18 protein-coding genes are annotated in these 22,232 nt (G+C 65.7%); 2 read left to right on the top strand and 16 right to left on the bottom strand.

Features of this window, described 5'->3' with window-relative positions; translation table 11 throughout:
• The first annotated feature begins 15 nt into the window (after nt 1-15).
• A complete protein-coding gene (locus U1703_RS13590; protein ID WP_332786105.1) occupies nt 16-2,388 on the top strand; it encodes a membrane-bound PQQ-dependent dehydrogenase, glucose/quinate/shikimate family in 2,373 nt (790 codons plus the stop codon).
• Between the two features lie 155 nt (nt 2,389-2,543).
• Here the strand turns inward: U1703_RS13590 and U1703_RS13595 are convergent, their stop codons facing one another.
• From U1703_RS13595 to U1703_RS13615, 5 genes are all read right to left on the bottom strand, one after another.
• On the bottom strand, nt 2,544-3,908 hold the full coding sequence (locus tag U1703_RS13595) for a family 43 glycosylhydrolase (RefSeq protein ID WP_332786106.1): 1,365 nt from the start codon (nt 3,906-3,908) through the stop codon (nt 2,544-2,546).
• The gene (locus U1703_RS13600) at nt 3,908-5,485 is read right to left on the bottom strand and encodes an alpha-N-arabinofuranosidase (protein ID WP_332786107.1); all 1,578 of its coding nucleotides are present in this window, start codon (nt 5,483-5,485) and stop codon (nt 3,908-3,910) included. Before U1703_RS13600 ends, U1703_RS13595 begins: the two co-directional genes overlap by 1 nt.
• Before the next feature lie 56 nt (nt 5,486-5,541).
• Nucleotides 5,542-8,739: a glycoside hydrolase family 2 TIM barrel-domain containing protein gene (locus tag U1703_RS13605; protein ID WP_332786108.1), complete on the bottom strand. Its 3,198-nt coding sequence runs from the start codon at nt 8,737-8,739 to the stop codon at nt 5,542-5,544.
• A 14-nt stretch (nt 8,740-8,753) separates the two neighbouring features.
• Entirely contained in the window at nt 8,754-10,310 is a 1,557-nt protein-coding gene (locus U1703_RS13610; RefSeq protein ID WP_332786109.1) for a tryptophan halogenase family protein, read from the bottom strand.
• A 72-nt stretch (nt 10,311-10,382) separates the two neighbouring features.
• Nucleotides 10,383-13,196: a TonB-dependent receptor gene (locus U1703_RS13615; protein ID WP_332786110.1), complete on the bottom strand. Its 2,814-nt coding sequence runs from the start codon at nt 13,194-13,196 to the stop codon at nt 10,383-10,385.
• 311 nt (nt 13,197-13,507) lie between these two features.
• On the opposite strand from U1703_RS13615, the gene U1703_RS13620 reads away from it, so the two are divergent.
• Nucleotides 13,508-14,947, top strand: a complete 1,440-nt coding sequence (locus tag U1703_RS13620; RefSeq protein ID WP_332786111.1) for a glycoside hydrolase — start codon at nt 13,508-13,510, stop codon at nt 14,945-14,947.
• Between the two features lie 132 nt (nt 14,948-15,079).
• Here U1703_RS13620 and U1703_RS13625 read toward each other — a convergent pair whose 3' ends face one another.
• The 11 genes from U1703_RS13625 to U1703_RS13675 all read right to left on the bottom strand — a co-directional run bounded on the left by U1703_RS13625 (nt 15,080) and on the right by U1703_RS13675 (nt 21,927).
• Complete coding sequence (locus tag U1703_RS13625) at nt 15,080-15,568, bottom strand: MmcB family DNA repair protein (RefSeq protein WP_320452819.1); 489 nt, start codon at nt 15,566-15,568, stop codon at nt 15,080-15,082.
• A gap of 87 nt (nt 15,569-15,655) precedes the next feature.
• Nucleotides 15,656-16,276 carry a cell wall hydrolase gene (locus U1703_RS13630; RefSeq protein WP_320452820.1) on the bottom strand — a complete coding sequence of 207 codons (621 nt, stop codon included), beginning with the start codon at nt 16,274-16,276 and terminating at the stop codon, nt 15,656-15,658.
• Between the two features lie 192 nt (nt 16,277-16,468).
• Nucleotides 16,469-16,795, bottom strand: coding sequence for a DUF1491 family protein (locus U1703_RS13635; RefSeq protein WP_332786112.1), 327 nt, complete (start codon nt 16,793-16,795; stop codon nt 16,469-16,471).
• A 4-nt stretch (nt 16,796-16,799) separates the two neighbouring features.
• A complete protein-coding gene (locus U1703_RS13640) occupies nt 16,800-17,258 on the bottom strand; it encodes a PaaI family thioesterase (protein WP_320452822.1) in 459 nt (152 codons plus the stop codon).
• Complete coding sequence (locus tag U1703_RS13645; RefSeq protein ID WP_320452823.1) at nt 17,242-17,712, bottom strand: PTS sugar transporter subunit IIA; 471 nt, start codon at nt 17,710-17,712, stop codon at nt 17,242-17,244. The genes U1703_RS13640 and U1703_RS13645 overlap by 17 nt, the downstream gene beginning before the upstream one ends.
• A gap of 64 nt (nt 17,713-17,776) precedes the next feature.
• Nucleotides 17,777-18,367 carry a ribosome hibernation-promoting factor, HPF/YfiA family gene (hpf, locus tag U1703_RS13650; protein WP_332786113.1) on the bottom strand — a complete coding sequence of 197 codons (591 nt, stop codon included), beginning with the start codon at nt 18,365-18,367 and terminating at the stop codon, nt 17,777-17,779.
• Between the two features lie 55 nt (nt 18,368-18,422).
• Nucleotides 18,423-19,118, bottom strand: a complete 696-nt coding sequence (gene dnaQ, locus U1703_RS13655; protein ID WP_320452825.1) for a DNA polymerase III subunit epsilon — start codon at nt 19,116-19,118, stop codon at nt 18,423-18,425.
• 7 nt (nt 19,119-19,125) lie between these two features.
• Nucleotides 19,126-19,719, bottom strand: a complete 594-nt coding sequence (coaE, locus tag U1703_RS13660; protein ID WP_332786114.1) for a dephospho-CoA kinase — start codon at nt 19,717-19,719, stop codon at nt 19,126-19,128.
• On the bottom strand, nt 19,716-20,528 hold the full coding sequence (gene aroE, locus U1703_RS13665; RefSeq protein ID WP_332786115.1) for a shikimate dehydrogenase: 813 nt from the start codon (nt 20,526-20,528) through the stop codon (nt 19,716-19,718). The genes coaE and aroE overlap by 4 nt, the downstream gene beginning before the upstream one ends.
• Nucleotides 20,528-21,115, bottom strand: coding sequence for a Maf family protein (locus U1703_RS13670; RefSeq protein WP_332786116.1), 588 nt, complete (start codon nt 21,113-21,115; stop codon nt 20,528-20,530). Before U1703_RS13670 ends, aroE begins: the two co-directional genes overlap by 1 nt.
• Entirely contained in the window at nt 21,112-21,927 is an 816-nt protein-coding gene (locus U1703_RS13675; protein WP_320452829.1) for a pyruvate, water dikinase regulatory protein, read from the bottom strand. The genes U1703_RS13670 and U1703_RS13675 overlap by 4 nt, the downstream gene beginning before the upstream one ends.
• Between the last annotated feature and the right edge of the window lie 305 nt (nt 21,928-22,232).

The raw sequence follows: 22,232 nt of genomic DNA on the forward strand, positions 1-22,232 counted from the left end.
AAAAGGGAGGGGTGCGTGCTCGGTCGGATCTTGGCAAAAATCCTGGGTTGGACGCTCGCCCTGCTCGGTGGCTTCTTTGCAGTGGCGGGCGGCTATCTCGCGCTGATCGGCGGCTCGCCCTATTATGTCGTGACCGGGCTGGCGATGATCCTGTCGGGCGCATGGATCGGGCGGGGCGATCCGCGCGGACGCTGGCTATATGTCGTCATCTGGCTGGCGACGATCGTCTGGGCATTGTGGGAAGTGGGGCCGGACCCGCTTCAACTGGTGCCGCGCGTCGTCGCGCCCACCGTTCTCCTCATCCTCGTCATCCTGCCCTGGCTGATTGCCGGGATGCATATGCCCCGCGTCCGCACCCGCGCGGTGCCCGCCATGCTCGGCATCGTCGCGCTGCTGATCGCGGTGCCGGTGCTGCGCAGCCGCCCGGCCGAGGCACAGGACCCCGCCCTCCCCGCCGGGTTGCCGGTCGCGGCACGGGCACCGGTCGGCGACTGGACCGATTATGGCGGCACGCTGTCGGGCCAGCGCTACTCCGCGCTGTCGCAGATCACGCCGGGCAATGTCGGCAAGCTGGAACTTGCCTGGACCCAGCGGACCGGCGACCTGCCCGACCGCGCGGAAGCGGTCGAGCATAAGCGCGAATATCATTCCGAAGCGACGCCGATCCATATCGGCGACACGCTCTATACCTGTACCCCGCATTCGATCGTCCAGGCGATCGACGCGACGACCGGGCGGACCAAATGGACCTGGAGGGATCAGGTCAGCCGCCAGGGCAACAGCTATCTCGTCTGTCGCGGCGTCGCCTTTTACCAGGCCCCGGCGGGCACGCCCTGCCCGCGCCGCATCTTCGCGCCGACCTTCGATGCGCGCATGATGGCGCTGGATGCCGATACGGGGCGGCCCTGCCCCGGTTTCGGCACGAATGGCGGCATCGACCTGCGCCGCAACATGGGCGTGTCGGGCCCGGCGGACCAGATCAGCACCTCGCCCCCCGTGGTCGCGAACGGCCGCCTGATCGTCGGTGAGCGGATCGTCGACAACGTCAACCGCAACATCCCCAGCGGCGTCGTGCGCGCCTATGATCCCGTAACGGGCGCCGGCATCTGGGCCTGGGACGTCGGCCGGTCGCCCGATGCGATCCCGCCCTTGCCCGAGGGGCAGACCTATACGCGCGGCACGCCCAATGTCTGGGGCGCGATGACCGCCGATCCGGCCAATGGCCTGGTCTATCTGGGTACCGGCAATGCCTCGCCCGATTACTGGATCGGCTGGCGACGGCCGTTCGACGACCGGTTCGGCACCGCGATCGTCGCGCTGGAGATCGCCACCGGCAAGCTGCGCTGGGTCCGCCAGCTGGTCCACCGCGACATGTGGGACATGGACCTGCCGATCGGCCCGTCGCTGTTCGACTATCGCGCGCCGAACGGACAAACGATCCCGGCACTGATCCAGACGACCAAGATGGGCCAGGTCTATTTCCTCAACCGCCTGACCGGCGCACCCATCACCCCGATCGTCGAGCGGCCCGCGCGTCAGGACGGTGCGACGCCGGGGGTGAAGGTGTCGCCGACCCAGCCATGGTCGGTCGGCCTGCCGTCCTTCACCCCGCCCGCCCCGACCGAAAAGGCGACCTGGGGCGCGACGCCGATCGACCAGCTGTTCTGCCGGATCGACATTCGCCGCGCGCAGGGCACCGGCATCTATCAGCCGACGGGGTTGAAGCCGATCATCGGCCATCCCGCGTTCGACGGCGTCACCGACTGGGGCGGCGCGGCGCTCGATCCGGTGCGGCAGGTCTTCACCGTCAACACGATGGAGATGCCGTTCAAGATTTGGCTGATGCGCCGCGACGATCCGCGCGTGAAATCCTATATGGAAAAGAAAAAGGGCGGCGAGAATGCGCGCGAGCCCAATCTCCAGACCCAGTACAACACCCCCTATGTCGCGGTGGTCGCCGCCTGGATCGGCCCGTTCGGCGCGCCGTGCAACGCGCCGCCCTGGGGCCATTTGACCGCGGTCGACCTCAATACGAAGAAGGTCGTGTGGAAAAAGATACTGGGCACCGCGCAGGACACCGGCCTGTTCGGCAGCCATCTGGGCGTGCCGATCAAGACCGGCGTGCCCAATCTGGGCGGCTCGATCATCACCGCGTCCGGGATCGTGTTCATCGGCGCGACGACCGACCAGTATCTGCGCGCATATGACCTGAAGAGCGGCAAGGTCCTGTGGCGTGCACGGCTTCCCGCAGGCGCACAGGCGACGCCGATGACCTATCGCGGGCGCGACGGGCGGCAATATGTCGTCATCACCGCCGGCGGGCATGGCGCGCTGGGCACGCGTTATGGGGATTATACGATGGCGTTTGCGCTGCCCAAGGGGGTGTGAGGAGCGTCGGATAAACTGCGAAAGCTCACCCAAGACACACCCCTCCCGCAGGCGGGAGGGGATGGGGGGAGGGAAAGGAGTCTCACCGAGACCATCGCCCGTGGCACCTCCCCTCCCCAAACCCCTCCCCCGTCCCGGAGGAGGGGCTCAAGGCATCAGAAGATCGACCATTCCAGGATCGCGGGTTCGTTGGCCTGCACCGTCATGCGCAGGAAGCGCGCCTTGCCCGGATGGCGCAAGGTGATCGGCGAGCCGCTCACCCCCGTCTCCGCGGCGACCTGACGCCAGCTCTTGCCGTCCACCGACGCCTCGATCCGCAGATCCTGCGGCTGGATCGCAAAGGCCGGACGCACCCGGCTTTCGCGCAACGTCCGCACCATGCCCAGGTCGGCGGTCAGCACCGGCGGCTGACCGGCGTCCGGCCGCCAGGCGGTCGCGTAGTTATCGTCCGCCGCCAGCGCATCGGCACCCTTGCCGGTCCAGCGCAAGCCCCGTGTCCGATGCGCCGCGAAGGCCGGGATCACCGGATCATGGCTGGGCCGGACTTTCTCCAACAGGCCATCGCCACGTACGTTCAGCGGATCGACCGCCACCTGCCGCAACACCCGCTCGCCGCCCATGACGAAGGGCAGCGCCTGGCGGTGATAGAGGATGTAGGACCGCCCCTGATCCGCGAAGATCGCGTGATGGCCCGGGCTGATGATCTGCTTGCCCGCATCGGTTTCCAGGATCGGGCTGTTCGCCGCCTCGACAAAGGGCCCCATCGGCGACGATCCGACCGCATAGCGCACCTTGTAGGTGTCCTTGGTCGTGTTGCCGTCGCTATAGGTCAGCAGGTATCGCCCCTTCTCCTTCACCATGAAGGGGCCTTCGAAATAGTTGGCCGGGGTCACGTCCTTCGGCGCGCCGTCGAAATGGACCATATCGGGCTTCAGCTTCACGACGAAGCAATGCCCGTTGACCCAGTTGAGCCCCGATCCCCAATAGAGATAGGCCTGGCCGTCATCATCGACGAACGCCTCGGCATCGATCATGTGATAGGCGGGCGCGAAGTCGCGCGCGATCAGCGGCTTGCCGCCATTGGCATCGGCCCAGGGACCCGCCGGAGAGGCTGCGGAGCCGACCCATATCTCGCTGCCGACCGAGACATACATATACCAGCGGCCATTCGGTGCCTTGACCACCGAGGGGGCCCAGACCTTCGCATCGCCCGAGGTCGGGCTGGTCGCGGCCTGCTTTGTCGGCCAGTTGGGCTGGGAGAAAGTCCAGTCGCGGCCATTGTCCGAGGTCCACAGGCCCAGACGGTCATCCCCCCACGGGTCGATCGTGGCGAAGATGTACCAACGCCCCCCATCGCGCACGATGGAGGGGTCGGCGAAATAGCCGGGAAGCAGCGGATTGCCCGCCCCCGGCGCATTCCAGGAAAGGTCGCGCCGGGGCGCGGCGGACCCCGCCGTCGCAGTTCCCCATATTGGGGCGAGCAGGACGGCGGCGAACAGCGCCCCGGCGCGGCACCACATCAGCGCAGGTCCAGCATCACGACCGACTTGGCCGGGATCTGCACGGTCAACATGCCGCCCGACAGCGTCGCGCCGTTGAACGGCTGCGGCGTGACCTGGTTCGGCGCGTCGAAGGTGTTGTGCGCGTCCATCGCCGTGCCGGTCAGGATACGACCCGACACCTGGGCGGCGTTCAGACCGTCCAGCTTGACCGAGACGGTCGTGGGCTGGTTGGGATCGACATTGGTCAGGCCGACATGGACCACGCCCGCCTTGTCCCGCACGGCCGAGGCGCTGACCGCCTTCATCACCCACTGGTCCTTGTTGTACCAGCGCGACTGCACGTCGACCGGCAGGACGGTCGCGTCCTGATAGTCCTTGTACATGTCGAAGACCCAGTAGGTCGGCGTCTTCACCATGCGTGCGCCGTCGGTCAGGATCATCGCCTGGAGGACGTTGATCATCTGCGCGATGTTGGCGCCGCGCACCCGGTCGGCGTGGCGGGCGAAGATGTCGAGGTTCAGGCTCGTCACCACCGCGTCGCGAAGCGAGTTCTGCTGATAGAGGAAGCCCGGATTGGTGCCGGGTTCGACATCATACCAGGTGCCCCATTCGTCGACGAGCAGCGCGACCCGCTTGTTCGGATCATATTTGTCCATGATCGCCGAGTGCCGGGTCAGCAGCTCTTCCATCTTCAGCGTCTTGGACAGGGTGCGGGCCCAGGCCTCCTCGTCGAAGCCGGTCGCCGCGCCCTTGTTCGCCCACGAGCCGGGGACGGTGTAATAATGGACGCCGATGCCGTCGAACGCGGAGCCCGCATCGCGCATCATCACTTCGGTCCAGTTATAATCGTCGTTGTTGGCGCCGCTGGCGATCTTCATCAGCTTTTCGCCCGCCGGCACCTTCAGGAACGTCGAATAGCGGCGCGTCACGTCGGCGGCATATTCGGGACGCATATTGCCGCCACAGCCCCACAGCTCGTTGCCGATGCCGAACATGGCCAGCTTCCATGGGCGGTCGCGGCCGTTCTTGCGGCGCTCCTCGGCATAGGTCGATTTGGACGGGAAGGTCATATATTCGACCCACTCGGCCATTTCGGACGGCGCGGCCGAGCCGACATTGCCCGAAACATAGGCCTCGGCGCCGACCATCTCGCTATAGTTCATGAATTCGTTGGTGCCGAAGCTGTTGTCCTCGGTCACGCCACCCCAGTTGGTGTTGACCTTGGTCAGGCGCTTGGATTGCGGACCGATACCTTCGCGCCAGTGATATTCGTCGGCGTAGCAGCCGCCCGGCCAGCGGATGACGGGGACGCGGATCGCCTTCAATGCGTCGATGACGTCGCGGCGATAACCGTTGATGTTGGGGATCTTGCTGCCCTTGCCCACCCAGATGCCCGGATAGATGCCGGTGCCCAGATGCTCGGCAAACTGGCCGAAGATGCGGCGGTTATAGACCGGACCCGGCCGGTCGCCGTGCACCGATACGGCATCTCCGGTGGTCGTCGGCGCGCTGGCCGCTGCCGTCTGGGCGCTCGCCGCGCCCGCGAACAGCGTGGCGGCGGCCGCCGCGAACAGGAATTTCGTTGCCCTTTTCATGGATTCTCCTCTGCCTGACGCGGCATGATGACTTATTGTCCGAGTAAAGGATAGCCCTATTGCGGTTCCGTCGCGCGGGCGGGCCTGGCCTGGTCGGGGGTCGTGCCCTGGCCGGTGAAAGGCTCCAGGCGGAATGCGACCCGCGTCGGCTCAAGCTTCGTCCGGTATTTCATGTGCGGCTGGCCGACATGGCTCCAGGTCGTGTCGCCGCCGACACCCCATTGCGCGGAATCGATGATCAGCGTCGTTTCGCCATGGGCCACGATATCGGTCGATTTCCACGTGCCGGGCGCGCGGCGGTAGAGATCGGTATAGGGGAAGGCGAGCGCCTGCATCATCAGCGGCCGAGGCGCGCGGACCCGCAGGCCGCCCCCCTCGCCCGACAGTTCCATCCAGCGGACATCGACCTTGTTGCCGGTGTCCTGGGGACGCATGTAATCATGGTCCTGCTCGGCGATCGCCCCGCGCCACAGCCCGATCGCGGCCGAGCTTTTCCGATCGACATAGCTTTCATGCGGGCCCCGGCCATACCATTCGACCGTCTTCATCGTCGTGGGCATGGTGTACCACAGGCCGATGCGAACCGGCGGCGGCAGGTCGGCCTTGAGCGGCACGAACTGCCCGTCGACATCGACCGCACCGTCGCCCGCCATCCTGTATCGGGTGACGAAACGCGCCGCCCCCGCCCCCATCTCGTGATCCACCGTCACGCTTCGATCTGGACCGATCGATACACTGCGTACCTGATAGCGGCCGTTCATCGTGAGCCACGGGCCCTGCTGCGCCACCGTGCCATTGGCGGTGTCGTTGTCGGTTTCGGCACGGACGAAATTGGGCTTGCCGCCTTTCGCCAGCACGCGCCCACCCGACGCATAGCGGGCGACCAGCCCGGTCTTGCGATCGATGACCAGCTCCGCCCCGTTCGCGGAGAGGGTCACATTGTCGGCCGTATCCGCGACGGCGACCTGGCCCTTGGCGGCAACCGGCATGGCAGGCGCGTCGCTCAGCGCGAACTGCTCCCAGCCGATGACGTAATTCGCCGGAACCGCACGGATCGTGCCGTCCCTGGCATGGGCGCGGACGGTCAGCAGATACTCCGCCCCGGCCTCGCGCGTGAACTTCGGTGCGAGCGCGACCGTCTGCACCTGTCCGGCGGCGGTGGTCAGCGCAGGCAGATCGCCCTTCGCCGCCACGACCCCGTTCTTCTCCACCACCCAGTCGAAGGTGAAGCCCGACAGGTCGATAAAGTCGTGACGGTTGTGAACGGTCAGACGCCCGGTCTTCGCATCATAACCGTCGAAGCGGATCGGCGACTGGACCTTCTGCACCTCATAGAGTTGCGGGTTGGGGGTCCGGTCGGGCTGGTTCAGCCCGTCGCCGAACTCGATATCGCCGCCGGGATTCGGGCCATATTCGCCGCCATCGCCCCAGTAACGCCGCCCGTCCTTGGTATAGCGGTACATGGACTGGTCAACCCAATCCCAGATGAAACCGCCCTGCAACTTGGCGTGAGCGTAGATGGTGTCCCAATAATCCTTGAAATTACCGCCCGAATTGCCCTGCATATGGGCATATTCGCATTGGATCATCGGCTGGGTCCGCGTCGGGTCCTCGGCCCAGTCGACCATCTTCTCGATATCGTCATACATGGGCGCGTAGATATCGACGTAGGAATTGGGCTGGTGGCTCCAATCGAGCGTTCCCCAGCCGAGATAGGAAATCAGTCGCGAGCCGTCGCGCCGCCGGATCGCCGCCGCCGCCTTCTCGAAATTCGGGCCGATGCCTGCTTCGTTGCCCAGCGACCAGAAGATGATCGAGGGGTGGTTCTTGTCCCGTTCGACCATGTTCATCACGCGGGCAACATGCGCGCTTTCCCAGGCGGGATCGAAGCCGATCTGATACTTGCTCCGCTCGTCACCGTGGCGGTTGCCCTGCTCCATATAGGCGTGGCTCTCGATATTGGCCTCGTCCATCAGGTAGAAGCCATATTCGTCCGCCAGCGCCAGGAAGCGCGGGTCGTTGGGGTAGTGCGAGGTGCGGATCGCGTTGAAGTTGTTGCGCTTCATCAACTCCAGGTCGCGGCGCATCGACTCCTCGGAGATAACGTGGAAGGTTTCCGGGTCATGCTCGTGCCGGTTGACGCCGCGGATCATGATGCGGCGGCCATTGACCATGACCTGCCCATCCTTGATCTCGACGGTGCGAAAGCCAATCCGCTGCGGCGTGGCCTGCATCACCTGTCCTTGCGCGTCGACCAGTTCGACCAGCAGCGTGTAAAGGTTGGGCGTCTCCGCCGACCATGCCCGCACGCCGGGCACCGCCGCATCCAGCGTCGCCGAGGTCGCGCCCTTCGCCAGCGACACTTGCCGCGTCACCACCGTCCGCTCGCCGTCGAGCAGCGTCATCCGCGCCGTCATCGCCTGGGGCAGCGCGGGCAGCGTCAGTTCGGTCGACAGCGTGCCGTCGCGATAGCCCTTGTCGAGCCCGGCATGGACGAACAGGTCGTCGATCCGTGTCCGGGGCACGGCGCGCAAATAGACCGACCGCTCGATGCCCGAGACGCGCCAGAAATCCTGATCCTCCAGATAGCTGCCGTCCGACCAGCGATGGACCTGGATCGCCACGACGTTGCGCCCCGGCTTCAGGAACCGCGTGACGTCATATTCGGTGGGGAGCTTGGAATCCTCGGAGTAACCCGCCTCGTGCCCGTTGATCCACACCCGATAGGCCGATCCCGCCGCGCCGACCTGAAGGATCACATCCTGTCCACGCCACCCGTCGGGCAAGGTCATGTCGCGGCGATATGATCCCGTCTCATTGTCGTCATGCGGCACGAGCGGCCGGTTCGCCGGGAAGGGATAGGTGATGTTGTTATATTTGGGCTGCCCATACCCGTGCGCCTGCCACATTGCGGGGACCGGAATCGTCTTCCACTTGGACACGTCGTAATCGGGCCGCTCGAATCCCTTGGGGGCACCGTCGACCGAGGGGGAGAAGGCGAAGGACCAGGCGCCATCCAGGCTCATATAACGGCTGGACTTGGCCTTATCCCCCGCCAGTGCCAGCGCACGGCTTTCATAGGGAAAGGCGGTGGCGCTGGCGGGTCGGGTGCCGCGCGCGTTGACGGCGGGGTTCTCCCAGTCGGGGCGGCTGGGATCGACCTGCACCGGGGCCACTTGCGGACCGTTCGTCTGGGCCGGAACGGGGCCCGCCAGAGCCACCACGGCCGCACCGGCCGCCAAACGCCACTTCATGCCACTCCCCTTTTTTATCGCTGCGCCGCCGCGCTTGTGGCCATGGCATAACCATGTTGTCGGAGAAATGCGTCATGATCGGGCATCAGCTCAAGCGATTTTCGCGTCACCGTCGCAATATGCGCCAGTCGCGCGGCGGCTTCGTCGCCCGCCATGCCCAGTGCGATCGGGTCGAACCCGCGCGGGCTCACCCCCTGCCCGTCCATCACCGCCAGCCAGCTCGTCTTGGTGAACAACGCCTCGCCCTCGCGATGGATTCGCCCCGTCGCGCAATAGATGTCCAGCCGATCCTGCAAGCTTTCGGGCACCGTCATGGTGCGCAGATCCCGCCAATAGCATGTGTCGTCACGGTCGGTGGCGTGGAAGTGCAGGATGATGAAGTCCCGGATATCCTCATATTCCTCCGCCATCAGCCGGTTGTAGCGGCGGCGGTCAGCGGCCTCGAACGCGGTCGTCGGCAGCATTTCGAGCAGCCGGGCGATACCGACCTGGATCAGATGGATGCTGGTCGACTCCAACGGCTCGAGAAAGCCGCCCGCCAGCCCCAGCGCGATGCAATTTCCTTCCCACATCCGCGCCCGCCGTCCGGTACGGAAACGGATGCTGCGCGGCTCGGCAAGTGCCGGTCCGTCCAGCCCCGCCAGCAGCCGCGCGGTCGCTTCATCGTCAGACAAATGGGTCGAGGCATAGACGATGCCGTTGCCGGTGCGATGCTGAAGCGGGATGCGCCACTGCCACCCCGCCCCGTGCGCGGTGGAACGGGTATAGGGCGTCAGCGCACCGGTCCGTGCCGAGGGCACGGCAATCGCGCGGTCGTTGGGCAGCCAATGTCCCCAATCCTCGAATCCGACGCCCAGCGTCTCGCCCAGCAGCAGCGCGCGAAACCCCGAGCAGTCGATGAACAAATCCCCCGCGATCCGCGTGCCGTCCTCCAGCACCAGCCCCGCGATCAACCCGTCGTCGCGGCGCTCCACGGACGCGACCTGCCCTTCATGCCGTAGGACGCCCTGCGCCTCGGCCCGGCACCTCAGAAAGCGGGCATAGAGCCCGGCATCGAAATGATAGGCATAACCGATATGGCCCAGCGGCGTGTTGCCGGGGCGCGGGGTGGTGAATCGGTTGGCCGCCGCCGCCTGGGTCGCCAGCGCATAGGCTTCGAGCGGTGCGGCAAGCCCCGCCTGCTTCATGCGCTGCCAGATCGCCTCGAACGGAATGGCCCCGAAATCATGGCCATAGGTGCCGAAGGGGTGGAAATAACGGTGGCCGGGCCGCCGCCAGTCGACGAACTCGATACCCAGTTTGAAGGTGCCGTTGGTTTCGCGCACGAACTCGCGTTCGTCGATGCCGAGCAGCGCGTTGAAGGCCTGGATCGGCGGGATCGTCGCCTCGCCGACGCCGATCGTGCCGATCGCATCCGATTCGATCAGGGTGATGGCGGGACCATCGTGGCCGAGCACACGGGACAGCGCCGCCGCCGCCATCCAGCCGGCGGTCCCACCGCCCAGGATGACGATCCGCCCGATCGCCGCAGGGTCGCCATGCTGCGGGGCGGTCCGGGGCTGTTGCATCATGCGTCCGATCGCACCGTTGCGTGAGGAAAGGCGGCATGGGGGCGGTGCCTCCCCCATGCCGAGGTGGGGTCGTCAATAAAGGACGCGGATCGATGCGCCAAAGCGGCGGTCATTCAGCTGATACTGAAGCGGTGCGGCAGGCGTGCCGATGTACAGCACGTTCATCCGGTTGTTCAGGTTCACCGCATCGATCGACACCGCGAGATTCTTGGTCAGGTTGAGATTCAGCGAGGCATCGAGCGAGGCATAGGGGCGTGCATATTGCGCCTCACCATTCGCACCGCTGCCCGTGGTCGCATCGAGATAGCTGGACCGCCAGTTCCAGGCGACACGCGCGGTCACCGGGCCCTTTTCGTACAGGCCGATCAGATTGTAGCTGTGCTTGGACAGCTTCTCGAGCGGCAACGACTGCGGCGCGTTGGGATTGTTGCCCGCGAACGGATTGGCGACGTTGGAGTCGACATAGGTATAGTTCGCCTGGATCCCCAGACCGCTGAGCAGACCCGGCAGGAAGTCGAAGAACTGCTGATAGCCGATCTCGGCGCCCTTCACCGTGCCGCTGCCCGAATTGACGACGGTGTTCACGTCGTAGGCGCGGCCGCCATAGACCCCAACGACCCGGCCGCTGGCCAGGAAGCCGTCAATCTTCTTGTAGAAGATACCACCGGTCAGCGAGCCCGCGGAGGCGAAATACCATTCCGCCGTCAGGTCCAGATTGTCCGAGTCGATCGGGCTGAGCCGCGGATTGCCCGAGCTGGCGCTCGGCCGTCCGGTCGCCGGGTTGACCTGGTTCGGGTTGTTGAGCGTGATGTTGGTCGACAGCTGGTCGAAATTCGGGCGCGCCAGCCCCTTGGAATAGGCGAAGCGCATCTGGAACTCGTCGGTCAGCCGGGCGCGCAGGTTCACGCTGGGCAGGACGCGATTATAGCGGTTCTTGAGCGCCAGCGGTGCGCTGCTGCCATCGGCGTTGAACTGCGTACCGTTGGACGTCAGGTCGGTGCGGATGATCCGCGCGCCGGCGCTGCCGTCGAAGCGCACGCCGCCCGCCTCGAACTCGTAATCGGCCATGCCCCAGGCGGTGTAGGTCTTTTCGGTCTGGTTGTTCAGGTCGCCCGGCGTGAAGGCATCCTTGGTCTTCGCGCCGAACAGCGCATAGAGCGCCTTGGTCTGTGCCCAGACGCCGTCTCCTGCCGGGAAGGCCGGGTACAGGATACCCCCCTTCACCGTATTGCCGTCGAACCAGTTGGCCGACGGCCCCTTCATCGCCAGCTGCGGGAAGCGCGACAGCGGGATCAGCGCAGTGCCAGCCGGGGCATCGGTGCCCGGTGCCACCCCCTGGTACAGGCTGACGCCGTTCCAGGTGCCGCGCAGGTCGATGGTATTGTCGGCAAAGCGCGCGCCACCGCGCAGCTTCTGCAGCACACCGCCCTCGAAATCATATTCGATGTCATAGGCGAGCGCGAGCGTCTCGGCATCGTTGCGCTGGAGCGAGTCGGCGATGAACGGCAGCGTATAGTTGGCGGGATTGTTCAGCACCGTCGGGTCGGTCACGTCCCAGCGCGGATATTTGCCGCGCAGGTCGAACACCACGGTCGAGGGATGCGGCGCGTTGAGCGCGGTCTGCCCCGACCGGTTGTAGAGCGACAGGACATGGCCGTTGCGATCGGCATTATAATAGGACGTCAGATACTGGACGTCGAAATTCACCTTCGCCCGGTCGGTGGCCTGCCAGCCGACATTGAAGGTATAGTTCTGGCTGGCGCTCCACAATTCCTGGTCGAAACGCCCGGTCTCGAACGTCTGGGGCGAAAGCGCGCCGCTGGTTGCATAACCCTGGTCGTTGAAGGTGAAGGCGGCGCCGGGGGCCGCGCCGGTGCCATAGGACGTCACCTGCCCGGCGGCGTTATACTGGTTCGAGCGGTTGTTGTAGTCGTAGTAATAGGCGCCGGTACGGTTGAACCAGTATTTGGTGCCCTGATACTGGGCGGTGACCAGCACGTCCTCGTTCGCCTGCCATTGCAGCGCGGCGGCGATGCCGAAGCGGCGGCGGTCGCCGCTGTCGTCATAGATTTCGAAGCCGTAGGGGATGCGCGCATTGGCGGGCGCGTTGGCGATCGTGCCCGGCTGCGCCTCGGCGAAGGGCCCGGCGAGCAGGCCGTCCTGGCGATACTGGCTCTTGGAATAGACCGCGTTGACCAGGATGCCGATCTCACCGATCGTGCTGTCGAAGCGGTTGCTGTACAGGCCCGAGATCGAGCCGCCGAACTTGTCGACCCGGTCATAATAATTGCCGCGCGCGGTCAGCGAGATGACCTGACCCGCCGAGTCGAACGGCCTGCGCGTACGCAGGTTCACCGCGCCGCCGATGCCGCCCTCGATGATGTTGGCGGGTGCGTTCTTGTACACGTCGATGCCCGCGAGCAATTCGGGGGGCACGCCCTCCAGATCGAAGGCACGGCCGCCCGATGCCGAGTAAACGGCGCGGCCGTCGAGAAAATTCTGCACCTGGGTCAAACCGCGCACGGTCACGGCGGGCTGGGTGCGGTGGTCGAAGTCGGTCGCGCCTTCGCCGTAACGACGCTGGATCTGGACGCCGGTGATACGCTGCAACGCCTCGGTCGTGTTCGCGTCGGGCAGCTTGCCGATATCCTGCGCCTGGACCGAGTCGACGATCTGGTCGGCATTGCGCTTGATCGCCTGGGCAGAACGAAGGCTCTCGCGGACGCCGGTGACGACGATGTCCTGGTCGCTGGGTGGGGCCTTGGCGGCCTGATCGGCGGTCAGTGCCTGGGTCGACTGCGCGGTCGCCTGGACCTGCGCCATGGCCGGTGTGCCCCACAAAGCCGCCATGGACGTACCGCATAGCAGAATCGTGCCGATCTTCATCGCCTTATCCCCTCCCTTTACAGGCCGGCCCATTTTGTCATGGGTGCGTACCTAATTGTCTGATTTATACGTTCCGTTCCGAGGCCTCGCAACTGGAATTTCCAGCCATGGCTGGGCTCACAAGACCGAATATTTCACGGTAAACCCTAAATTGTTCGATTAACGGCGTATTTTCAATCCGAAAACCGGGATTGACGGACTGATCGATCCTGATCCTATAGTCAGACGTAAAACGGGAGCATGAGACTATGGGCGGGATGATTCCAGACAAGCCACGGCGATGGCGACTCGCTGCCCTGCTGGCCCTGGGCATGTCCGCAGCCGCCACGCCCAGCTTGGCGCAGCAGCCTGCATCACCGGCGATGGATCGCCCGGTGCCTGTGACATTGCGCCCCGCGATCGACCGGCCATCGACGGTGTTCGAGGGCTGGGGTACGGCGCTGGCCTGGTTCGCGCATGTCACCGGCGGCTGGCCCGAGGCGGAGCGGACCCGGCTGGCCGACCTGTTCTACGGTCCGGACGGGCTGGGCTGGACGATCGCGCGCTACAATATCGGTGGCGGCAATGCGGCGGACACCCCGCCCTATATGAAGGTGGGTCGCGCTGTGCCGGGGTTCTGGCGGCAACCCGCGGGCGTGAGCGGCAAGGACTGGTGGCGGGCGAACGACCCCGCCATGTGGGACTGGAACCAGGACGCCAACCAGCGCTGGTGGCTGGATGCGATCACCGCCCGCGTGAAGCAACCGATCTTCGAGGCCTTCTCCAACTCGCCGCCGTGGTTCATGACGGTCAGCGGCCGGGTGTCGGGTGCGGAGAAGGGCGCCGACGACAATCTGCGCCCCGGCCAGGAAACCGCCTTCGCCACCTATCTGGCCCGCGTCACCGACGAATTGCAGCGGCGGCATCACCTGACCTTCCGCACGCTGTCGCCGGTCAACGAGCCCAACACCAATTACTGGTTCGCCGCCAATACGCAGGAGGGCGCGCATTGGAGCCCGGCGCGGCAGGCGCAGATGATCGACGCCACCGCCGCCGCGCTGAAAATCAGGGGGCTGGCGACGGTCATCGCCGCGCCCGACGAAACCGCCTCGCACCTGTTCGTCCAGGACTGGGCCGCCTACCCGCCCGCCACGCGCGCCAGGATCGGCCAACTCAACGTCCACAGCTATGGCACCGTGCACCAGACGGCGGTACGCGACATCGCCCGTGCGTCGGGCATCAAGATGTGGATGAGCGAGAACGACACGCCCTTGTCGGGCGACCCGGAAGACCTGACCGGCATGGCGACGCCGCTGGCCTTTGCCGAGCATGTCGTCGGCGACCTCAAGCGGCTGGAACCCGCCGCCTGGGTCTTCTGGCAGGCGGTCGAGGATCTCAGCACCCGCAAGGGCGAGAAGGGATCCAACTGGGGCATCGTCAAGGCCGACCTGATGGGCGCGGCGGACCAGCCCCATGCGATCCACGTCACCGGCAAATACTGGGCGATGGCGCAGTTCAGCCGCTATATTCGCCCGGGCGACCGGCTGGTGCCGGTGGACGACATGGATACGGTGGGTGCCTTGTCGCCGGACGGGCGGCTGCTGGTGCTGGTCCATGTCAATCCGGGCCTGTCCCCTCGCCCGCTGACGGTGGCGGTACCGGGGCGGTGGCAGCGGCGGATGATCGTGACCGATGCCGTGCATAAGGCTGTGGATATCTCGGGGGATATCGCGCCGCCGCAGTCGGTGGTGACGTTGATATTGACGCGGTGAGTTTTGGGCGAGTTCGGGGCGTGGCCTTCGACTGCGCCCAGGCTGAACGTCTGTTGGGGAAGGGGCTTCATGCTCCCGCCGTTCAGCCTGAGCGAAGTCGAAGGCCAAGGGAAAATCTCGGCCCCAGACCGATCACATCCCCGCATCCGGATCGGTCAGCCCGATCATCCGCCGCCCGGCCCGCCTCGCGAAGTTCAGCGTCGCCTTCTTTCGTACATGGGCGGGCAGCGGCACGCTGTGCGCCTCGCGCACGATCGCGGCATCATAGCGGTCGGCGACGATGATCCCGGTCCGCTCAGGAAGAAATGCCGCGCTTTCCAGGGGTGACCAGTCGAACCCGGCCGGGACCGCCCAATAGAAGCGGTCGCAATGCGCCAGATAATCGGGCCATTTGCCATCGCCGAGCATGTCGGCGCGCGACACCTTGATCTCGACCACCACGACGTTCCCGCGCGCATCCAGCGCCATCAGGTCGGCACGGCGGCCGCCCTCCAGCGGGACTTCGGGAATGGTCACGAGGTCGTGGCGGAGCAGCATCCGGGTCACGCCGCGCGCGACGTCAGCGGCGCAGAGTGGCGAGGCCGGGTCCTCGACACACGAAGCGGGCGGCATGTCCAACATGCCACCCGCTTAGAACATTCGGCGAACATTTGCAAAGCCCCGAGGGGGACCGCGCAAAAGCAAGGCCCCTAAACGGAGCCGTGACCATCAACGATAGAAGATGTGGTTGCCGATCGACGCGACCTTCTGGACGCGCACGCCCGGACGGTTGCCGGGGGTGTTGAAGTACAGTGCCTTGCCAGCGGTGCTGTCCCAGGCCTGGGCCAGGGCGACCTTGGCGACCGCGACGGCGGTGCGATAGGCGCTGCGCGACGGGCTGACCGAGGGGATTTCACCGCGGCGCACGAAGCTGAACTGACCGCGCTGCTTGATGACGTCGCAGACGCCGGTCGGGAAGCGGCCCGACTTGGTGCGGTTCAGGATGACCTGGGCAACGGCGAGCTGGCCGTTCAGCGGCTCACCCTGTGCCTCGAAATAGATGGCACCGGCCAGGCAGCGGAGCTCTTCGCTCGACGCAATCTCGTCCTGGTCGGCCACGGCGTCGGCCAGCGATTCATAATCGCCGTCGTCATCGCCTTCGGAAACTTGGGAAAAATCGGGGAGCGCGGACATCGTGGCCCGGGCGCTCTGGGGAACCATCGCCAATTCGGCGGCGTTGATCCCGGAAACAGCCATTGCAGAGGCTGGAGCAGCGACCCCACCGGCGGCGACGTTGGTCGCAAGGCTGGGGGTGCTGGTGGCGAGAAGACCCGCCAGGGAAAGAGCCATGGCCGCAGATGCCGCGACTTGCTTGAAAACGGTCATTCACTCGAACAGACATGCGGTTGGATCACGGACCCGAGCATTGCCAAAAGGCGCTCGTCCGGGCTTCCCCCCGACTGCGTAACCCACCGGATCGCACCCGATAAGCACAACGCTGATAGTTGATGGAGGGGCTCGTGGCCGATCCGGCCGCGTTCGTCAATGTTGCAGGATCGTTTCAGCGGTGAACCGTTCCGCCGCAGCGCCATCCAGTTCGACCACCCACAAGTCCGGATCGCGCGCCCGCCGCCGCCGCCAATAGCCGATCACATCGTTTGCAGGCGTCGAATCGATCAGCGCGGTTCGGCCATCCGGACCGATGCCCCGCTCCAGCACCCGCTCGCGCCGTTCCGCATCGACGACGACGACCAGGATGCCGCCGGCATGGGCATCGCCCTTGGCCAGCACCATGCCCATGCCGCCGCTGTCGTTCATCCGGCGCAGCAGCGCGGTCACCAGCATATCGCTGGGCAGGCGACCGTCCATGCCGTCAGGCGGTCCGGTAACCGGGCAATCCGGCCAAAGCGATCTGCGAGCGCATGAAGGTGCCGGTGCCGCGCGCGACCTCTTCGCCCTCCACATCGATCAAGCGCGCATCGGCGACGAACACCCGCCGCCGCCCGCTGACCAACCTCCCCTCGGCCACCACTTCGCCCGCCTTCATCGGCCGGGTCAGCAGCAGGTTGAACTGCGTCGTCAGCAGGAAGCGGTCGGTGACCAGGCTGTTGCAGGCATAAAAGGCCGCATCGTCGAGCATCTTGAAATAGATGGTGCCATGCGCCGCGCCCGCCGCGTGAAAATGTCGCTCATCCACCCGAAAGCGGATTCGCGCGGTTCCGGCTTCGGGGATTTCGAGCGTGGACTGAAAAAACGCGTTGATCGGGGCCTTGGCATAGAGCGCTTCCAGCGCCCGGAAATGCGCGGCCTCGCCCTCAGGCCGCGGCGTCACGCGCGTCGGCCTGGCTCAGCAGCGCCCAGATCGCGTCCGGCGAACCCGCCCCGCGCAGCTTGGCGACGAAGCCCTTGTCGCGCAGGCGGCGCGACACCCGTGCCAGCGCCTTCAGATGCGCGGAGCCAGCATCGGCGGGCGAGAACATCGCAAAGACCAGATCGACCGGCATGTCGTCGACCGCCTGGAAATCGACCGGCTGGGCCAGGCGGGCGAAGACGCCGACGATCTGGGTCAGCCCCGCGACCTTGCCATGCGGAATGGCGACGCCGCCGCCGAAACCGGTCGAGCCCAGCTTTTCCCGCTCGGCCAGCACATCGGCCAGCAGCTTGGCATCCTGTCCCGCAGGCCCGGCGGCAGCCGCCGCCAGCGCCTGGAACAGGGTCTTCTTGTTGGCGGCGCTGACGCCCGCCAGCACCGTATCGTGGCGCAACAGATCGCTGAAGTCGTTCATGGTCTTTCCGGTGCGCCCCCGCGCGGCCCGTCCAATAACGGGCCGCGCGGAAGAACGATAGAGCTTATCCGGTCGTACCGACCCGTTGTGGTTCAACCCAACCGATGGTTCCGTCGCCCCGGCGATAGACCATATTATACGAACCGGTGCCCGAATTCTTGAACAACAGCGCCGCAGTGTTGCGCAGGTCGAGCATCATCACCGCATCCGACACACTGGCATCGGGAACATCGACGCGGGTTTCGGCGATGATCAGGGGCGCATCGCCCGCTTCGTCCTCGTCGACCTGTTCGGCGAACAGCGTATAGCCCGCATCATAGGCTCCGGCCTCGGCCAGTTCGATCGCCTGGCCCGCATGGCGATCCTTCAGGCGGCGCGAATAACGGCGCAGCTGCTTTTCGATCTTGGTCGCGGCACCGTCGAACACGAGGTGTGCGTCCTGCGCCTCGTGGCGGCCTTTGAGCACCAGGCCGCGGGTGACGTGCATCACGATATCGCATTTGAACCCGACGTCGTGCGGGCCCTTGCCGAACGTCACCTCGGACGAGATGGCGCGGGCGAAGTATTTCTCGGCGATACCCTGAAGCCGGTCCGTCACATGGGTCCGCAGCGCGTCGCCCGTTTCGACCTGATGACCAGAAATCCGGATATCCATCGTCTTCTCCTTGATGCACTCTGGTGGGACGGTCCTTTTGGCCTGTCCCGTGGCGTCAACCGGACGCCTCGGCCCCCCAAACCGGATCGCTTATGCTCTTAAGAAACGCCGCATGGGCGGCAAGTTCCGCCTCGCTCGGCCGGAAATGGCGCGGCGGGCGGACCCGAGCCGGTGCGCGGGCGACGATCGTCGGCCCGCTATCGACCTCCGTATCGGCGAGCAGCCCCAGGCCGATCTGCCGTCCGCCCATCAGCTCGACATAGACCTGCGCCAGCAGCTGCGCGTCGAGCAGCGCGCCGTGCAGCACGCGGTGCGATCGGTCGATGCCATAGCGCGAGCACAGCGCATCGAGCGTGTGCTTGGCGCCCGGATGGCGGCTGCGCGCGATCGCCAGCGTGTCGATCATCCGCGTCTTTTCATCAACCGGCGGAAAACCCAGCGCGCCAAGCTCGCCATTGATGAAGCCGAAGTCGAAGGTCGCATTGTGCGCGATCAGCGGCGCATCGCCGATGAAATCCAGAAAGTCGGAAACCCCGGCGGCAAAGACCGGCTTGTCCTTCAGAAAGGCATCCGACAGCCCGTGGACCGCCTGCGCCTCGGCCGGCATCGACCGTTCGGGATTGAAATAGGCGTGATAGGTGCGACCGGTCTCGACCCGGTTGACCAGTTCGACACAGCCGATTTCGACCAGCCGGTCGCCTTCCGAAAATTTGAACCCGGTCGTTTCGGTGTCGAAAACGATCTCTCTCATGAAACGACTATCGGCCTTCGGATGCGGTGATGCAAGCGATCAGCGTCCGCACTTTTTCGCGGGTTTCGGCCAGTGGAATATCGGTCGCGATGACATGATCGGCGCGGGCGCGTTTATCCACATCGGGCATCTGACGCGCCAGAATCGCGTCGAACCTGGCTTTGGTCATGTTCGACCTTGCCAACACCCGCGCCTCCTGGATTTCGGGTTTTGCCGAAACAACCAACACCTTATCCACAGATTTATCGCCGCCGGTTTCGAACAACAGGGGCACGTCGACGACCACCAAGGGTGCGTCATCATGCGCCGCCAGAAAGGCCGCGCGTTCGGCCTGGACCGCCGGATGGACGATCGCCTCCAGCCGACGCATCGCGGAATCATCGCCCAGCACCGCCTGCCCCAGCGCCGCGCGACTCACGCCATCGGGCCCGGTCGTCCCCGGAAAAGCCGATTCGATCGCCGCCACCAGCGCGCCGCCGGGCCCTTGCAGACGGTGGACACAGGCATCGGCGTCGAACACCGGCACGCCTTCGTCGCGAAACATCTGCGCCACGGTCGATTTGCCCATCCCGATCGAGCCGGTCAGACCCAGAATCTTCACCGCAACAGCATCGCGCGCAATTCGCCATCCCGCTCACGTGGGGGGACCGCACCGAAGAACAGCTCGAACGCCACCGCCGCCTGGCCGATCAGCATCTCCAGCCCGTCGATCGTCGCCAGCCCCCTCGCCCGCGCCGCCGCCAGCATGTCCGTCTCCAGCGGTGCATAGACGATGTCATAGACGACGGCGTCCTGCGGCAGGGCCGACAGGTCGAGGGCGAGCGGCGGCTGGCCGGTCATGCCCAGGCTGGTCGCGTTGACCACCAGCGCGCCGGGGGGCACGGTCTGGCCGATCGGCACGGCCCTTCCGTCGATCCCCAGCGAGGATAGCAGCGCCGCGCCCTTTTCCACATCCCGGTTGAACAGCGTGACCGGCCCGACACCGATCCGCGCCAGCGCGAACAGCACTGCGCGGCCCGCGCCCCCTGCCCCGATGACCGTGACCGGCTTGCCCGCCAGATCGAACCGCTCGAGCGGTGCGGCAAAGCCCGCCGCGTCGGTATTGGTGCCGACCAACGCGCCCTGGTCTCCGCGAAAGACGGTATTGATCGCACCGATCGCGGTGGCGACGTCGCTTTGCTCCCCGACATGCGCCAGGCTCGCGATCTTGTGCGGCACCGTGATGTTGCAACCGCGCCAGTCCGGGTCGGCGCGCCGCTCGGCGAAATAGGCGGCCAGCGCGTCGGGGCGGACATGCACCGCGCGATAGTCCGCCGCGATCCCCAGCGTCTCCAGCCAGAAGCCGTGGATTTTGGGTGACTTGCTATGGCCGATCGGGTCGCCGATCACCTCCGCATAAGGCCGCGCCATCAGGCCGCCATCCAGCCACGCTCACGCAGATAGCCCAGCACGGGAAGCAGCGGCATTCCCAATATGGTGAAATGGCTCCCATCGATCCGCGAGAAGAGCTGCACACCCGGCCCCTCGATCCGGAAACAGCCGACGCAACCCGCGATCTCGGGCCATTCCTGGTCGAGATAGCGGTCGATGAACGCGCCCGACAGCGGGCGGACATGGAGTTTCGCCCGCTCGACATGGCGCCATACGGGGCGGCCATGCTCGGCGATGACGGCGGCGCTCCACAATTCGTGGCTGCCGCCACTCATCCGCGCCAGATGCTCGGCCGCCTCTTCGCGACTCTCCGGCTTGTCGAGTAAAGTGCCGTCGCTCAGTGCCACGATCGAATCCGATCCCAGCACCGGGACCGGCCCGGCGTTCGCCGACACCTTCACCGCCTTCATCTCGGCCAGCGCGTCGGACAGGTCGCGCGGGGAGGCACCCGCCATCGCCGCCTTCACCCCCGCTTCATCGACACGCGCGGGCAGCGCTTCATAGGCCACCCCGGCGGCGTCGAGCATCGCCCGGCGCGAGGCGCTTTGCGAGGCGAGGATGATCATGCGGGCTTCCTTTGGTTGACGAGCGAGATGATCGCGGCCGCCGTTTCCTCGATCGAACGGCGGGTGACGTCGATCACCGGCCAGTCATTGTCGGCGAACATGCGCCGGGCAAAGGTCAGTTCGCGGTTCACCGCCTCCTGCTCGACATAATCGGTGTCGGGCGCCTGGTTCAGCGACAACAACCGGTTGCGCCGGATCGCGATCAGCCGGTCCGCACTGGTGGTCAGCCCGACGACCAGCGGCTTCTTCAGCGTGAACAGGAAGGGGGGCGGGGGGCTTTCGACCACGATCGGGATGTTGGCGGTCTTGTACCCGCGATTGGCGAGATAGATGGAGGTCGGCGTCTTGGACGAGCGGCTGACGCCTGCCAGCACGATATCGGCCTCTTCCCATTCCTCCCAGGCGATGCCGTCGTCATGCGCGATGGTGAACTGGATCGCATCGACCCGCGCGAAATAGGCGGCGTCGAGCACATGCTGGCGACCGGGGCGCATCTTGGCCTGGACGCCCAGCAGGCCCGACAACGCGGCATTGACCGGATCGAGCGGCGCGACCGTCGGCAGACCCAGCGCATGGCAGCGGCTTTCCAGCACGCGCCGCGTCGTCGAGTTGACCAGCGTGTAGATCACCAGCCCCGGATTCTGCGCGATCTCCTGCAGGATGCGCTCCAGATGACTCTCGGTGCGGACCATCGGCCAGAAGTGGCGGACGGTTTCCACATCGTCATATTGCGCCAGCGCCGCCTTGGCGATGTTCTCCAGCGTTTCGCCGGTGGAATCGGACAGCAGGTGAAGATGGAGGCGCGTCGTCATGGCCGGACTAATGACTCTGTGGATAACATGTCGCGAATCGGTAGCGTAACTTCGCCGACCGGCCAAGCGGCGGACCGGCGGTGGATAACGACCGATTCGTCCACAATGAATCTCACAGGCCCGATTCTTTTCCACAGGCTGTGAGTTACGGGGGTGATGAATCCGAATCCCGTTGAATCGGCGATTCCCCATGAGTCAACGTGTTGGCATATCGGGGAGAGCCGCATAATCCCGACAACCAACGTGCCAACCACTTCAACAATCCATTCTTAGAATCTTCTTGAATAGAAGAAGGGGGGTCTCCT

The organism is Sphingomonas flavida, assembly GCF_036663655.1.
Taxonomy (GTDB): Bacteria; Pseudomonadota; Alphaproteobacteria; order Sphingomonadales; family Sphingomonadaceae; genus Sphingomonas.